Origin of the sequence: Psychromonas sp. L1A2 (assembly GCF_009828855.1) — a bacterium.
Taxonomy (GTDB): domain Bacteria; phylum Pseudomonadota; class Gammaproteobacteria; order Enterobacterales; family Psychromonadaceae; genus Psychromonas.
Genome location: NZ_WUAG01000001.1, coordinates 1,956,373 through 1,971,938, shown reverse-complemented (window position 1 = coordinate 1,971,938; position 15,566 = coordinate 1,956,373). Strand labels below are relative to the sequence as shown.

At 35.8% G+C, this 15,566-nt stretch carries 13 protein-coding genes; 10 read left to right on the top strand and 3 right to left on the bottom strand.

Annotated features, from left to right (window positions below; translation table 11 throughout):
- Positions 1-231 precede the first annotated feature (231 nt).
- Positions 232-876: an ANTAR domain-containing response regulator gene (locus tag GQR59_RS08450; RefSeq protein ID WP_160061600.1), complete on the bottom strand. Its 645-nt coding sequence runs from the start codon at positions 874-876 to the stop codon at positions 232-234.
- A gap of 373 nt (positions 877-1,249) precedes the next feature.
- Between GQR59_RS08450 and GQR59_RS08445 the strand changes: the two genes are divergently transcribed.
- From GQR59_RS08445 to GQR59_RS08425, 5 genes are all read left to right on the top strand, one after another.
- Complete coding sequence (locus tag GQR59_RS08445) at positions 1,250-2,563, top strand: Hsp70 family protein (RefSeq protein WP_160061598.1); 1,314 nt, start codon at positions 1,250-1,252, stop codon at positions 2,561-2,563.
- Positions 2,564-2,766: 203 nt separating this feature from the next.
- Positions 2,767-3,483: a PEP-CTERM sorting domain-containing protein gene (locus GQR59_RS08440; protein WP_160061596.1), complete on the top strand. Its 717-nt coding sequence runs from the start codon at positions 2,767-2,769 to the stop codon at positions 3,481-3,483.
- A gap of 522 nt (positions 3,484-4,005) precedes the next feature.
- Positions 4,006-5,004 carry a DctP family TRAP transporter solute-binding subunit gene (locus GQR59_RS08435; RefSeq protein ID WP_160061594.1) on the top strand — a complete coding sequence of 333 codons (999 nt, stop codon included), beginning with the start codon at positions 4,006-4,008 and terminating at the stop codon, positions 5,002-5,004.
- A gap of 104 nt (positions 5,005-5,108) precedes the next feature.
- Positions 5,109-5,852, top strand: a complete 744-nt coding sequence (locus GQR59_RS08430) for a TRAP transporter small permease (protein WP_160061592.1) — start codon at positions 5,109-5,111, stop codon at positions 5,850-5,852.
- Positions 5,852-7,225 carry a TRAP transporter large permease gene (locus GQR59_RS08425; RefSeq protein ID WP_160061590.1) on the top strand — a complete coding sequence of 458 codons (1,374 nt, stop codon included), beginning with the start codon at positions 5,852-5,854 and terminating at the stop codon, positions 7,223-7,225. The genes GQR59_RS08430 and GQR59_RS08425 overlap by 1 nt, the downstream gene beginning before the upstream one ends.
- Positions 7,226-7,354: 129 nt before the next feature.
- Here the strand turns inward: GQR59_RS08425 and GQR59_RS08420 are convergent, their stop codons facing one another.
- Both GQR59_RS08420 and GQR59_RS08415 read right to left on the bottom strand, forming a co-directional pair.
- A complete protein-coding gene (locus GQR59_RS08420; protein WP_160061588.1) occupies positions 7,355-8,704 on the bottom strand; it encodes a sigma-54-dependent transcriptional regulator in 1,350 nt (449 codons plus the stop codon).
- 160 nt (positions 8,705-8,864) lie between these two features.
- On the bottom strand, positions 8,865-10,706 hold the full coding sequence (locus GQR59_RS08415; RefSeq protein WP_160061586.1) for a sensor histidine kinase: 1,842 nt from the start codon (positions 10,704-10,706) through the stop codon (positions 8,865-8,867).
- 275 nt (positions 10,707-10,981) lie between these two features.
- Here GQR59_RS08415 and GQR59_RS08410 point away from each other — a divergent pair, with 275 nt between their 5' ends.
- The 5 genes from GQR59_RS08410 (at position 10,982) to GQR59_RS08390 (ending at position 15,519) form a co-directional block, all read left to right on the top strand.
- Positions 10,982-12,250, top strand: coding sequence for a DUF711 family protein (locus GQR59_RS08410; protein ID WP_160061584.1), 1,269 nt, complete (start codon positions 10,982-10,984; stop codon positions 12,248-12,250).
- 14 nt (positions 12,251-12,264) lie between these two features.
- The gene (locus GQR59_RS08405) at positions 12,265-12,861 is read left to right on the top strand and encodes a glutathione S-transferase family protein (RefSeq protein WP_160062512.1); all 597 of its coding nucleotides are present in this window, start codon (positions 12,265-12,267) and stop codon (positions 12,859-12,861) included.
- Between the two features lie 459 nt (positions 12,862-13,320).
- A complete protein-coding gene (locus GQR59_RS08400) occupies positions 13,321-14,079 on the top strand; it encodes an amino acid ABC transporter substrate-binding protein (RefSeq protein ID WP_160061582.1) in 759 nt (252 codons plus the stop codon).
- A 25-nt stretch (positions 14,080-14,104) separates the two neighbouring features.
- Complete coding sequence (locus GQR59_RS08395; protein ID WP_160061580.1) at positions 14,105-14,776, top strand: amino acid ABC transporter permease; 672 nt, start codon at positions 14,105-14,107, stop codon at positions 14,774-14,776.
- Positions 14,777-14,778: 2 nt separating this feature from the next.
- Positions 14,779-15,519, top strand: a complete 741-nt coding sequence (locus GQR59_RS08390; protein ID WP_160061578.1) for an amino acid ABC transporter ATP-binding protein — start codon at positions 14,779-14,781, stop codon at positions 15,517-15,519.
- The last annotated feature ends 47 nt before the right edge of the window (positions 15,520-15,566 follow it).

Sequence of the window (15,566 nt, the reverse complement as noted above, 5' to 3'; positions counted from 1 at the left end):
ATAAATCCTTTTATTTTGGTTATTTTGATGCAAAAAAAAGCGCTCATTAGCCTCCTTACAAGAAGGGGGTTAATGAGCGCCATTGCTCTTTTTAAATGCTTAAACGCCATTGTTTAAGTTTAAATTTTTATTTTCATTATCGCCGTTGATAATAAAAAAGGGGTAACTTTTTAATTTACATATTTTAGCTATGTCGCTGTTATTAACGACACGTTGTTTTATAGCTGTTTTTTAATGAGTAAAAACAGTAATAATGTTATGTGAAACCTCTGCTAATGTTTGCCCATTATTCATGGCCATTTTTCGCAATAAAGTAAATGCTTCTTGTTCAGTTATTTTTCTCTGCTGCATAATATAACCCTTTGCTCGCTCAACAATTTTACGGTCAGCTAACAAGGTTTTTGTTTGCTTTAACTCTTTAACTAATTTTTGATGTTGTGCAAATCTTTCGCAGGCAACGTTGATCAAACTATTTAAACGATGAGGTTGAATGTCATTGACGATATATGCACTCACACCTGCTTTGATAGATGATTTAATTAATGATTGAGTTTCTTGTTTTGCAAAAACCAATACAGGCAAAGGCCTTAGTTTATTGATGTTGCTTATTTCTTTCAATATTTCAGCAGAAGGCTCATTTGTATTGATGATTAAAATATTATAAGAGCCTTGTGCACATTTTTCAGATAACAACGCTGCATTATCGATGAAGCTAATGACATCGAAATCAAGATCGATAAGTGATTGCTTTAAACTTACAGAGGATTGTTTAATACTATGTTTCTCAATGTTGTAGTTTTGAACACGATCTTCTTCGACAAGCAATACAGAGCTTTTATGTGTTGGTTTCAACTGCTCAATTTGTATTGCGACCATTGTTGCGACTCCTAGAAAATAAAATTTTGTTAACATCCATTTAACAATGTAGATATAGCACATAGGGTGCCATGTTTATTATTTTCAATTAAATCAATTTGTTACGTATTTTTCGGTGTGTTTTTTATTGTTTTTAAAGGGTAAATATTGCACCAATCAAGCGAATTAATTGTCATTTTGCACTGAATTGGTGCGCTATGAATGGGTATTTGAAGGACATATTAATGACATTTTTTAAACGATGAAATAGATAACTATTAAAAATAATTGTTATTTATTTCTCAATAACATTTTAATTTTTTTAATCCATATTTGTATTTATGACTTGATAAGGTAATATCTCGCCCCTTATTTTTTTTCATTAGGTAAACCTATGACAACTGATTTTATTGGCATTGATTTTGGTACGAGTAATTGTGCTGTTGCAGCACTAGTTAACGACTTACCAACACTGATTGTTGTAGATGAGAACAGCGAAAACCCTTATAAAATACGCTCTGCAATTTACCTTGCTCACGATGAATCTGGTGATGATAGTCTAGATGCTAAAGCAAATGAACAAACCTTAAATGATATGTTAGCTGCTGGGGAGATATTATTCGGTGAACAAGGTTTTAATGCTTTTTTGCAAACGCCACATGAAGGCCGCTATGTTAACAGCCCTAAAAACTTTTTAGGTGCAAAAATTCCTAAACGTTTATTAGATAGTTTCGAAAAACTGGTCGTGCGTTTTCTTTCGTACTTAAAAAAATGTGCTGAAAAACAACTTTCCGTTATTATCACTAAAGCGGTAATTGCCCGTCCAGTTAATTACCATTCAACGATGGGGGAGCTAGGCAATAAGCAAGCTGAAGCATTAATGTTACGGGCCGCTAATAAAGTCGGATTTACAGAAGTTGAGTTTATCCATGAACCTTTAGCTGCTGCTTATCACTTTGAGCAGAATATTGATAAAGCAACTGATGCGATGGTAGTCGATTTAGGGGGCGGTACTTCAGATGTTACGTTCTGTATGTTAAGCAAAGAAAATGCAGAGAAACTGGATCGCAGTGCTGATATCTATTCAACCGTAGGCATTCGTCAAGGTGGTATCGTTTGCGATAAATTATTAGCGAGTGGTATTGTTTCGCCTTTATTCGGTAGAGGTACTCGTACTAACAGCGGAAGAGCTATTCCAAATATGCTGTTCTCAGGTGTTTACGATATCGATAATATTCCATTAATGAGTGATTTTTATTCTCCTGCCCGCAGTAAATCGATTACTGAATACATTAATGAAAGTGAAGATCCCATTCCGTTAATGCGTTTACAACAAGTTCAAAAAGAAAGGCTAACACATCAATTAATGCATGCGATTGAGTTAGCTAAGATTAACTTAAGTGATACCGAGACAGCTGAACTGTCTTTATTATTCATCGACGATTCACTTGAGCTTGATATTGAGCGTCAACAAGTATCTGAAACCATGGTTAATTGGTTAGATAAAATGTTTGTGATGATTGACGATGCAATAGAGCAAGCACAGAGAACACCTGAAATTATTTATTTGACAGGAGGAATGGGGTTATCTCCTTTAGTGCAACAAGCGTTAAGTGAGCGATATCCTTCTGTTTCTATCTCTGTTGCCGATGCATTTAGCTCAGTTGTGTTTGGTGCATTACTAAAAGCGAAGCGTTTATATACTTAATGAGTAGATATTTCAGAAATGTTTACGAAATATGCTTTAATGATTTATATTTGACTAGATAAATAGGTGATATAATGCGCTATATCAACGACTAAGCTTGATGTTTAGTCATGATTCTTTTTATTATTCGTTGTAATTATATGCTCATTATTAACCATTCACTTTCCGTGAGCTAAGTTAATATTATAAATTAAGGAACAATTATGAAATTAAAACACTGGATTGTATTAGCTGCTTCAACAGCAATGATGCCATTAGCATCTGCGACTACTATTGCTTTTGACGGTTTAGATAACGGAACGATTGTCGATGACGAGTACTTCGCTGATTATGGCATTACTTTTAATGGTACTAATGCTTTTCAAAATGAAAGCAATCTAGCTGTCGTTTTCGACAGTAGCCTAAGTAATACTCAAGATGGTGATTTAGAGTCGCCTTTTACGAATATTAATAATCCAAATTTGGGAACTTCAAATCCAGGTAATATTTTAGTAATCCATGAAAAACCTGCTACTTGTGATGCACTGACTTGTGCAAATCCAGATGACGAAGGTAATCGTCCAGCGGGATATTTTACAATTGACTTTTCTGAAGCTATTACGCTAAACAGTATCGATTTCTTTGATATTGAGTCTGAAGAAGCAACTGAACATAACGAGATTAATTTATACGATGTAAATGGCGATGAAATTAGTGCAGGTACTTTTTTCACTCCGGGTACTGGCGGTAACAATACTTGGGATCGTTTATTATTTGATGTAGCAGGTGTTTACTCGTTAGAAATAAATCTTAATGGCTCTGGTGCTATCAGTAATTTAAATTTTGATTATGCAACCGTTTCTGTTCCTGAGCCTTCAACACTAGCTGTTTTCGGTTTAGCATTGTTAGGTTTTGCAGGTTCAGCTCGTCGTAAAGCTTAATATGAAGTTTTAATTTAATTTAAAACTTATCTTTTAAAGAGGTCACTTCAGTGGCCTTTTTTTATGCCTCATCAAAAATTTATCTAACGCCTTTAGCTATATTTCTTAATTATCCTACTTAGTTGCCTTTCTTCGCTATATTCCTAACTTACCTATTTTAGTGATTTTCTTTACTCGCTTTTTATATAGCACCTCTTCATGTTCTGAATTTTTATATAGTGAAGTGGATATAGCTTCTTATATCAAAATCATAAAATGGCGGCTTTTGACTCATTGTTTATTTTTTAATGGGTAGATTTCCCCCCATTCTATCAATGATACCTTTTCTTTAAATACAAACACTTCGCTGTGTTCCTTACTATCAGTGCATTGTTAACATTAATTTAACATTGGCTCGCCCCTTGCTATATCAATCCATACGATAGAACGCTTTCGTTATTAATTTATACAGCAATATTGTGAAAGCAATTTTTACTCAATATACGCAATCAACGCGTACCAATATGGATATAGGAGCTCAACATGTTTAAAAAATTAACGGTTATGTCTTTATGTAGTGCAGCACTTTTAAGTGGTGCTAATGCTTATGCTAATTGTGATCCAGGTGAGATGGTGATCAAGTTTAGTCATGTTACTAATTCTGATAAGCACCCTAAAGGAGTTGCTGCATCATTATTAGAGCAACGAGTGAATACTGAAATGAATGGTAAAGCGTGTATGCAGGTTTTTCCAAATTCAACTTTATATGATGACAACCAAGTATTAGAAGCCTTGTTAAATGGTGATGTGCAACTCGCTGCTCCTTCTTTATCTAAATTTGAAAAAATAACTAAAAAATACCGCATTTTCGATTTACCGTTTCTTTTCACAGACGTTGCTGCTGTTGATAGATTTCAGAACTCTGAAGCGGGCGATAAGTTAAAAAATGCGATGAATCGTCGAGGTCTAAAAGGATTAGAGTTTTGGCATAACGGCATGAAACAAATGTCGGCAAATAAACCTTTGTTGTTACCAAGTGATGCTAAAGGGCTTAAGTTCCGTGTACAGGCATCTGACGTGTTAGTTGCGCAATTTGAACAACTAGGTGCTAATCCTCAAAAAATGTCATTTAAAGAGGTTTACGGCGGCCTACAGACTAAAGTTATCGATGGGCAAGAAAATACTTGGTCAAATACTTACGGTAAAAAATTCTTTGAAGTTCAAGACGGCGTAACAGAAACGAATCACGGTATTTTAGACTACTTAGTCGTAACGTCAGGTGAATGGTGGAATAACTTACCTGACGATATTCGCGATCAATTAGGGACTATCTTAAAAGAAGTGACTGAAGTTCGAAATGCTGAATCAACGGTCGTGAATGAAGCTAACAAGCAAAACATTATTAAAGCGGGTGGAGTTGTTCGCACTTTAACAGCAGAACAACGTCAAGAATGGGTTACTGCGCTTAAACCTGTATGGAAAAAATATGAAAAAGATATTGGTAGTGACTTACTTGAAGCAGCACAAGCATCTAATCAGTAACTATTAGAATTTAGCCATTGCTTGCCACGTTTGTTTTTTTTGATTGGTAGGTAATGGCTTTACTGAATAGCGTTAAAAAAAGTGAATAAGAAAGGGATAAACAAATGGAAAGCGGATTTTTTGCCCGAGTAGGGAAAATCACTGACTATGCAGAAGAAACATTAATTGCAGCATTCTTAGGGTTAATGACACTACTAACCTTTGCTAATGTTGTAGTGCGTTATGTTTTTAATGACAATATTTTATGGGCATTAGAACTGACCGTATTTATGTTTGCGTGGATGGTACTGGTAGGCGCTTCTTATGGCGTTAAAAAGCATTTTCACATTGGTGTTGATGTGGTGATTAATATTGCACCAAAAGGGTTGAGAAAGACCTTTGCTTTGGTCGCTGTGTTCTTTTGTTTATTCTTTTCTGTTTCATTATTAATTGGTTCTTGGAATTATTGGGTGCCTTTTATTACTGACCGAGCTTGGTATGAAACTGAAGATATTCCAATGCCTGATATTTTACAGTTTCTTTCAAGTTGGTTTAATGAGGGCGAACGGTACGAAAGATTACCTCGCTTTATTCCTTACTTTGCTCTGCCACTAGGGATGGCATTGATGACGTTTCGATTCCTACAGATAGCTTGGTTAATCATGACCAATAAATTAGATCGTATGATTGCTAGTCATGAAGCAGAAGAACAGCTTGAAGAGTTTCATCAAGAGCAGGGTAATAACGAACTAAAAGAGATTAAACAAAGCTTTGCAAACAAAAACTATGATCATAAAAACGATGGGCAAAGTGATAGTGAGCAAAAAAATAAAGCTGAACAAGCTAATGTTAAAAAGGAGGATAACTAATGGCTATGTTAATGCTTTTTATTATGGTGATCGCTTTGATGATCATCGGTGTGCCTATTGCTATTTCTCTAGGGGCTTCAAGTATTGTCTTTTTGATGGTGCATTCTGATGCGTCGTTAGCGTCTATTGCCCAAACGTTACTTAATGCGTTCACTGGTCATTATACTTTATTGGCTATTCCATTCTTCATTCTTGCTTCTAGCTTTATGGCTACGGGTGGTGTGGCAAAACGTATTATTCGCTTTGCGATTGCATTGGTTGGGTCACTACGTGGTGGTTTAGCGATGGCATCCGTAGTGGCTTGTATGATGTTTGCTGCTTTATCAGGTTCTTCACCTGCAACGGTTGTTGCGATTGGTGGGATTGTTATCGCAGGCATGGTTAAAAATGGTTACACAAAAGAGTTTGCTGCTGGTGTTATTTGTAATGCAGGTACGTTAGGTATTTTGATTCCGCCTTCAATTGTGATGGTTGTTTATGCTGCGGCAACCGATGTATCAGTAGGGCGAATGTTTTTAGGGGGCGTTATTCCCGGTCTGTTAGCCGGAGTGATGTTGATGATCGCCATCTACATTTATGCGCGTTACAAAAATATTCCTGCACAGCCTTTTGTTGGTTGGAGGGAGGTATTCCGTTCTGCTAAAGATGCGGGTTGGGGATTGTTACTGATTGTTATTATCCTTGGTGGTATTTATGGCGGCGTCTTTACACCTACTGAAGCTGCTGCTGTTGCTGCTGTCTATGCCTTTATTATTTCAAACTTTGTTTATAAAGATATGGGGCCATTATCAGATAAGGAACCTGCAGAGAAAAAGGCTAAAGCTTATTGGTTTAAAGCGATGCATGTGTTCTGCCATGAAGATACGCGTAAGACATTATATGATGCGGGTAAGTTAACGATCATGTTGATGTTCATTGTTGCTAATGCATTAATCCTTAAACATGTGTTAACCGAAGAACGTATTCCACAAATGATAACAGAGTCAATGCTGTCAGCAGGGTTAGGCCCAATAGAATTTTTAATTGTGGTTAATCTATTATTATTGATTGGCGGCCAATTTATGGAACCGTCTGGTTTGCTGATTATTGTGGCACCTTTGGTATTTCCAATTGCCATTGCTTTAGGCATTGATCCGATTCACTTAGGTATTATGATGGTGGTGAATATGGAGATAGGGATGATCACACCGCCCGTTGGTTTGAATCTCTTTGTCACCGCAGGGGTCGCCAAGCTCTCGATGATGAAAGTGGTCAAAGCGTCATTACCGTTAGTCGGGGTGATGTTCTTGTTCTTGATGATTGTGACTTATGTACCTGCGGTATCTACGTGGTTACCGAACATGATGATGGGACCTGAGGTGATTACTAAGTAGTTAATCTTCATATTATGAAATTATTGCTGGTGGACTAACCCGCCAGCAATTATTCAACTCATTTAATTTCTTTTTCTTTAATTCTTTAATTCAACTATTCTTCTCGCTTTCTATATATTCCTTTGTCACTTATTCCATTAGCTCATTATGCTCTGCTTTAAAACTTTGTTTTTCGATACCGTGCTTTTGCATTTTATCGTATAAGGTTTTACGTGGGAGGTTAAGCGCTTGCATTGCATTTTTGATACTGCCATTAGTTAAGCTCAAGGCTTGTTCTATTAAGGTTTTTTCAAAAGCATCAACTTGCTCAGATAAACTTAAACCTGCGTTAACATCGTTCTCTGCATCGTTTAGGTCAGATAGCGAACCTAATAAAATAAATCGCTCTGCAGCATTTCTTAATTCCCTAACATTGCCTGGCCAATCATGGCTCAATAGTGCTTTTAATGAATGAGCGGGTAATGCCGGTGCTGCTTTTCCATATCGAGCGGCTGCTACTAATAAAAAATGATGGAATAGCTTAGGGATATCTTCTTTACGGTGACGTAAAGGTGGTAAGTCTAGTGTTACCATATTTAATCTATAATAAAGGTCTTGCCTAAAATTGGGCGCTTCTTTTAAGTCAACTTTAGTGGCAGCAATAATTCTGATGTCTAAGTCAATGGGTTTGTTAGACCCGACTCGTTCTAAACTCCTTTCTTGTAATACTCTTAATAAACGTACTTGTGCTTGCATTGGCATTGATTCAATTTCGTCAAGAAATAGGGTGCCTCCGTGAGCATATTCAAATTTACCAATACGTTGTGAATCTGCACCTGTAAAAGCACCTTTCTCATGCCCATATAATTCACTTTCAATGAGATTTTCTGGTACAGCGCCACAATTAACGGCTACAAAGTTGTTAGAACTTCGCTGGCTTTGTTCATGCAACGAGCGAGCGACCAGTTCTTTACCTGTACCTGTTTCTCCATACAGTAGTATGTCTGCATGGCTATCTGCAACACGATATATCATTTGCTTTAATGAGATAATGCTGGGAGTGTTGCCAATAATCCTTGGACCTAATGTTTCTTTACTCTGTAATGCTTTCTTTAACTCTCTGTTTTCAAGCGTAAGTTGTCTTTTTTCAATGGCTTTACGCGTCACTTCTATTAATCTATCTGATGAAAAGGGTTTTTCAATAAAATCATAAGCACCATTTCTAATTGCTTCAACTGCCATTGATATATCACCATGCCCGGTGATCAAGATAATCGGTAAATCAGTATCTTGTTGCTGTAAAGTATTTAACAACTGCTGACCTGTTATACCAGGTAGTCTGATATCAGAGATCACCACTAATGGTAATGATTGCTTGGCCGCTATGAGTGCCGATTCCGCGTCTTCAAAGAATGCCGCATCAATACCGGCTAGTGCAAAGGTTTGTTCGTTTGATAAACGCATGTCGTATTCATCATCAATAAAAAATACCAAACTCATATTTACTCCCTTATCTTATTGCTTATGCAACATAACATTCTAATATTCGCCATGTCTAAGTTAATGTTTTATTCGTTTCTAATTATTTAATTGTTAAATATGCCTCTCATCAGAGTGATACTAAGATCAATGATTAATGTTCAATTCTCTGTTTACCCTTTTAAATACTTGTATCACTTAATAGGCTGTCATTGACTAAGGGTAAGGTAATGGTAAATTCAGCGCCAGCTATTGGCCTATTTTGTGCTGATAAAGACCCTTGCATATTACTGATAATTTGTTGTGAAATAGATAAACCTAACCCTAATCCACTTTCTTTGGTGGTAAAGAAGGGTTCAAATAAATGAGGAAGATGCTTTTCATTAATACCTGTTCCTTTATCCAGCACTTTAATAATAGCCAGTGGCTCTTTATCACCTTGCTTATCTTCTAGTTGAACGGCTAGTTTAATAATGATTTGTTTATCGTCACTGTGTTGCATTGATTGCAAAGCGTTAGAGAGCAGGTTAACAATAATCTGCTCTAGTTGAATAGGCTCAGCTTTAACGTTAACAGTGACTTTAGGTAATTCTATCGTTAAGTTAACTTTTTTGGCTTTTAATTGTGGTTTTAGTAATTCATGCGCAGCGAAGATAACGGGTTGTAACGCGATGACTTGTAATTCTCCATTAGGCTTTCGTGCAAATGATTTTAGTTGTGAGCTTATTGTCGCCATGCGTTCGGTTAATAACCCAATGCGAGTTAAATTATTACTAACATGATCTAACTGATTTCTCTCTAGAAATAACACTGCGTTTTCTGCGTAAGTGCGTATAGCCGACAAAGGGTTATTGAGTTCATGGCTTATACTGGCTGATAATTGGCCTAATACAGCTAATTTAGCTGATTGAATTAATTCTTTTTGTGTTGAACGAAGGGCTGATTCTGCTTTATGTCTTTCTTCTACTTCAGCTTGTAAGGCTGAGGTTCTTTGCATTACCGTATACTCAAGTTCTCGCTTAGATTTTATCGCCAACATAGCTTGTTCTTGAAGTCTGTTTCTTTTTTGTTTAATCAGAATATAAGTCAAATAAAGAAGTAAGAAGAGTAGAGAAATAAAAGTAACTAATATTAAAATATCGATGATGATTGGAGCTATAGGCGCAAACACTCTAATACTCCAATCTTTGCTTTGTGAAACGCTTAATAGAGATAAATAATAATTTGAAAAAGGTTTTTTATTTGGCATGCTTAAGACGCTAGCGTTTTGTTGTAAATCACCATTAATGGTAACTGACTCAATGGGTTCTTCTAAGTATCGGCGACTCTTTAATATTGTTTGTTTTTGGTTATCAGATAAAGGAGATAAACTCTTAAAAAGCCATTTAGCTTCAGAAGATATAAAGACAATATTATTCATATCAGAGACTAAAAAGTGCTGCTCTTTGCCTATCCAATCTTTCTCGATTAACGATAGGTCCATTTTGACCACTACAACACCAATTACTTCAGCTGCATACATTACGGGATAAGAAAAATAATAACCTCTTCTGCCAGAGGTTGAGCCTAATGCAAAATATTGACCTTGTTCACCGCGCATTGCATCTTGATAATAAGGACGGAATGCATAGTTATCGCCTATAAAAGAGGCTTCTTTTAACCAGTTACTCGCTGCAATGGTATTTGCTTTTGCATCTAATAAATAGGTATCAGATGCGCCGACTATATTGTTGATCGATCTTAAATGGCGATTGGTTAAATCTAGCTGGGCTGTATTATGTGGCGACATTAATGCGTCGATGATTATACCTTGTCGAGACAGCAGCTGTGGAATGAACGCAAAGTGACCTAACTGGCTGTCTAGATGCCGACTAAAACGATCAAGCTGTTGTTGGTTACTTGATTGAAGTTGTTGGAAGCTATGTTGCCATAGGAGGTTAATACTGACGGTTAGCGAGACACAATATATAAAGAGATAAACAGTGGTTATATGTTTACTCAGTTTGGCTATGATTAACTGCATTGTGACTGATCCTTATCCATTTACTTATTCACTTCCTTATTTATTTCCTTATCATTCAAGGTATAGCGAACACTGTTTATTGAAACATGTCTATTATACTGAACTAATTTACCTTAACTTGAGGATTTAAGCTGTATGCTTGCTCATGGTTCTATGTTTAATGTATTCAGAATGAGTATTATACATTAAAGAAGTGACTGATAATAAAGCTGAAAATGACTAATGGTTACGATATATGCTATGTTATTAACACATTTTATTTTATGACATGACTTATGAAGCTACCTGAACTGATATTAGATAAAGCACTTTGCAAAGTCCGAACCATTACCACCTTTATTCATTTAGATTTTGATCAAAGCCAATGGCCTTCATTAATTAAAAATGCGAATGATTTTTGTCAATCGTTAGCAGATGATTTCAAAGAAAAGGGCTATACCGTGCAATCTATTCGGATTGTGACTAATGCTTTTGCTGAATATATCGACACAACTAACTTACAAACAGCTCAACAAGATTTACGAACGTTAAATACATTACTCAGCAATAGCCAACAATCAGGTTTAAGACTTCGATTTGCTATTGGCGAAGCGACTACTGCGCATCAACTCAGTCTCATTCCTGAATTAATCCAAGAATTCGGTGATTTATGTAATGTTTGTGTGAATATTCCAATGGATGAACACTTTCTATTGGATAATCAGTTAATTGAAAGTGCAACGAAAGCGGTTAATCGAATTAGTCAAATTACTCCACGTGGAGAAGGTAATTTTAATTTTACGGTTAACTTCAACTGTAAGCCATTAATTCCTTATTTCCCTGCGAGCTATTCTGACAAAACTACTAATAATCATTTTGTTATTGGGTTGGAAACACCTGATCTGTTAGTCGCAACATTAAAAGCATTTAATGCGCAAAACTCAGTGTTAGATCATCAGCAAGCTTTTGATGGTTATTACCAATCTTTAACTCAACAAATACAACTTCACGTTGATCAGTTAAAAACAATCATTGAAGATCGCAGCCTTAACCAACACGTTAATACAGGGTTTAAAAAAGATTTTAAGTTTGCAGGTATAGATAGCTCTGCGGCCCCCTCAAAAAATTGTGCGAGTATGACAGAAGTCTATGAATTAATGGGTGTTGAGTACTTTGGTGCATCTGGAACCGTTGAAGTTTCCTCATTATTAACGCGGGTATTCAAATCAATAAAAAATATGCCGCTGGTGGGCTTTTCAGGGCTAATGTTAGCATTAACTGAAGACAGAGGACTTGCAGCTGGTAGCCAACAAGCACATTTCGATATTCGTGCTTTATTAACCTATAGCTCAGTATGTGGAATCGGTTTAGATACGGTGCCTATTCCCGGTGATACACCGATTGATAAAATTTCAGCCTTAATGCGTGATACTGGTACGATGGCGTTCAGATTAAACAAACCATTAACGGTACGCGTATTTCCAATACCTGGTTTAAAAGCAGGTGATTCAACGTCATTTGAAAGTGACGACTTATGTAACTGTACTGTATTAGCAGTACCTTAAGGAAAAATATGTCGATAATAATTTATGGCGATAGCTTGTCAGGAAACTGTTATAAAATTAAATTGTTATGTTCATTATTACAAATTGAACATCAATGGATTGAAGTGAATATTTTAGAAGGAGAAACTCGCTCTAGTGAGTTTTTGGCAATGAACCCGAATGCTAAAATTCCACTGTTAGTGACAGAAGATAAACAGTTCATTGCTGAATCTAATGCTATTTTGTATTACCTCTCTCAGCAAACCTCATTTTTCCCCACTGATCTATTACAACAATCGATTTGTTTGCAATGGATGTTCTTTGAGCAATATAGCCACGAACCTTATATTGCTGTCGCTCGTTTCATCAATAAATACCTTGGTAGTCCAGCAGACAGACTGGCAGAATTAGAAAGTAAACAAGAAGGAGGGCTTAAAGCATTAGCAGTAATGGAAATTCAATTACAAAAAACAGCTTATTTATTAGGTGATACGATCAGTATTGCTGACCTTTGTTTATTTGCTTATACCCATGTCGCTTATGAAGGTGGATTTGATTTGAATAACTTCCCTGCAATTTTGGGCTGGATTTCTCGAATCGAAAAACAATCAAACTTTATCCATATTGAATAGGTTTTGAACGAATTAATTAATAATTATACGGAATATAATAGATTGGTTTTTATGACACTAATATATAACGTTAAGTTATAAAATCATTAAGGACAGACGCGTTACTTAATGTTTTAATGCGCCTTAATAGAGGATTGAGTTTTTATTATAACTACAATTAAATCAGTGATTTTAGATTATTTAATCATTCATTTTCATGTAGAATTTAACTGTTCTCCTGATAGAAAATAATTTAATTAAATATTGTGCCATTGTGTTTACCATAATTTTTAATGTGAAACTTGATTTGTTATCTTTTTAATAGCTAAAAGGTCCACTTTAATTATTTACAAAACAATTTATTAGCACTGACGTTAAATAATTGAAAAATTATTTGAACATAACAATCTCATCATCAGGTATTTATACAGACTTTGATGACAATTTAATTACACGTCAAACAATTTATATAGGAATAATATGAAAATTCTTTTTAAAAAAGCATTAATTGCATTAGTCGCAGTGAGTAGTTTATTAACTGTACCGGCATTTGCTCAGCAAACCGTTAAAGTAGGTATGTCTGGCCGTTATTTTCCATTCACTTTTTCTAAAAGAGATGTTCTACAAGGTTTTGAAGTAGATGTTTGGAATGAAATCGCTAAGCGTTCTGATTACAAAGTTGAATATGTAACAGCAAGTTTCTCAGGTTTATTTGGCATGTTAGAAGCGGGACACATTGATACGATTGCTAACCAAATAACAATCACTGAAGCACGTACTGCTAAATATGCATTCTCAGTACCGTATGTTATTGATGGTGTTCAAATAACTGTTCGTAAAGGGCGTGATGATATTCAAGGTCTTGAAGATCTAAAAGGCAAAAAAGTCGCTGTCAACTTAGGCAGTAATTTTGAACAAGTGTTAAGAAAGCATGATGTGAATAATGAAATTAACATTGTTACTTATGATACAGGTATTGAGCAAGATGTTGCTTTAGGACGTGCAGATGCATTTATCATGGATCGCGTTTCATCTGTGCAATTAATCAAAGAAGCAGGTTTACCGTTACAACTGGCTGGCCACCCATTTGAAGAAATTCAAAATGCGATGCCATTCTTAAACAAACCATCTCAATTGGTTATTCGTGATCAAGTTAATACTGCATTAGCAGCAATGCGTGCCGATGGTAAATTATCTGAAATTTCTAACAAGTGGTTTGATACAGACATCACTCAGTAATATTAATCCTTAAAGAGTCATTTTTATGCAAAGTTCTTTTGATCTTCAATACATTATTGAATTAATGCCCATTTTATTTAAATATCTTGGGGTGACAATGGAAATGGCACTTTGGGGGTTCTTATTTGCATTAATACTCGCGCTTGGTTTAGCGTTAGTGCGAGTATTTAAAATTGCTTTTATACAACACCTTGCGTCGCTCTATATTTCATTTTTTCGTGGCACGCCGCTATTGGTACAATTGTTCTTATTGTATTACGGTTTCCCACAATTTATGCCTATTTTTGTTGGTATGGATGCATTTACCGCTGCTATTATTGGACTCTCATTACATTTCTCTGCTTATATGGCGGAAAGTATTCGAGCGGCGATTTTAGGAATCGATAAGTCTCAAATGGAAGCATGTTTAAGCTTAGGTATGACGCGTTTACAAGCAATGAAGCGTGTTATTTTACCGCAAGCATCTCGTGTGGCAACGCCATCATTGATGAATTATTTTATCGATATGATTAAAAGTACTTCATTAGCCTTTACGCTTGGTGTTTCTGAGATCATGGCAAAAGCACAAATGGAAGCCGCTTCAAGCTTTAAATTTTTTGAAAGTTTCTTGGCTGTTGCTGTGATTTATTGGGGGGTAGTTATCTTCTTTACTCAAGTCCAACACCTGCTAGAAAAAAGATTGAATAAGGCATATTAATCATGATCAAAGTATCCAATTTAAGTAAGAGATTTGGTGATTTAGCTGTACTGAAAGATATTAGTTTTGAAGTCGCTAAAGGTGAAATTGTTGTGATTATTGGTCCATCTGGCACAGGTAAATCAACATTATTGCGTTGTTTAAATTATCTTGAAACACCTACAACTGGTCAAATTCATATTGGTAATGCAACGATCGATGCTGTTTCTCATAAACCAAAAGAAGTGACTGCATTACGTCAACAAAGTAGCTTTGTGTTTCAAAACTATTCTTTGTTTGCTAATAAAACGGCTTTACAAAATGTAGCAGAAAGTCTCATTACTGTATGGAAAATACCAACACAAGAAGCGTTAGCAACAGCAAAAGCTATTTTAGTCAAAGTGGGCCTAGAAGATAAACTTAATGTTTATCCTTCACAACTTTCAGGTGGTCAACAACAACGCGTTGGTATTGCTAGAGCAATGGCAGCTAAAGGCGAGGTGATTTTATTTGATGAACCCACTTCCGCATTAGATCCTGAATGGGTTGATGAAGTGTTAGCGGTAATGAAACAGCTTGCTTTTGAAAAGCAAACGATGATTGTTGTTACTCATGAAATGCAATTTGCTAAAGAAGTCGCTGACCGAGTGATATTCATGGAGGATGGTTTTATCGTTGAACAAGGCTCTCCAAAAGATGTATTTGATAACCCTAAACACGAACGAACTAAAGCGTTTGTAAAAAGGGCACTTAAGCAACATTAATATGAACATCACTCGTTAATCTATAAAGCTATCTTATTCTAAGATAG

Excerpts from the sequence above, each read along its gene's own strand:
- GQR59_RS08450 (WP_160061600.1), bottom strand. The coding sequence starts at position 876 with ATGGTCGCAATACAAATTGAGCAGTTGAAACCAACACATAAAAGCTCT.
- GQR59_RS08415 (WP_160061586.1), bottom strand. The coding sequence starts at position 10,706 with ATGCAGTTAATCATAGCCAAACTGAGTAAACATATAACCACTGTTTAT.
- GQR59_RS08400 (WP_160061582.1), top strand. The coding sequence starts at position 13,321 with ATGAAAATTCTTTTTAAAAAAGCATTAATTGCATTAGTCGCAGTGAGT.
- GQR59_RS08430 (WP_160061592.1), top strand. The coding sequence starts at position 5,109 with ATGGAAAGCGGATTTTTTGCCCGAGTAGGGAAAATCACTGACTATGCA.
- GQR59_RS08425 (WP_160061590.1), top strand. The coding sequence starts at position 5,852 with ATGGCTATGTTAATGCTTTTTATTATGGTGATCGCTTTGATGATCATC.
- GQR59_RS08445 (WP_160061598.1), top strand. The coding sequence starts at position 1,250 with ATGACAACTGATTTTATTGGCATTGATTTTGGTACGAGTAATTGTGCT.
- GQR59_RS08435 (WP_160061594.1), top strand. The coding sequence starts at position 4,006 with ATGTTTAAAAAATTAACGGTTATGTCTTTATGTAGTGCAGCACTTTTA.
- GQR59_RS08390 (WP_160061578.1), top strand. The coding sequence starts at position 14,779 with ATGATCAAAGTATCCAATTTAAGTAAGAGATTTGGTGATTTAGCTGTA.
- GQR59_RS08410 (WP_160061584.1), top strand. The coding sequence starts at position 10,982 with ATGAAGCTACCTGAACTGATATTAGATAAAGCACTTTGCAAAGTCCGA.
- GQR59_RS08440 (WP_160061596.1), top strand. The coding sequence starts at position 2,767 with ATGAAATTAAAACACTGGATTGTATTAGCTGCTTCAACAGCAATGATG.
- GQR59_RS08420 (WP_160061588.1), bottom strand. The coding sequence starts at position 8,704 with ATGAGTTTGGTATTTTTTATTGATGATGAATACGACATGCGTTTATCA.
- GQR59_RS08395 (WP_160061580.1), top strand. The coding sequence starts at position 14,105 with ATGCAAAGTTCTTTTGATCTTCAATACATTATTGAATTAATGCCCATT.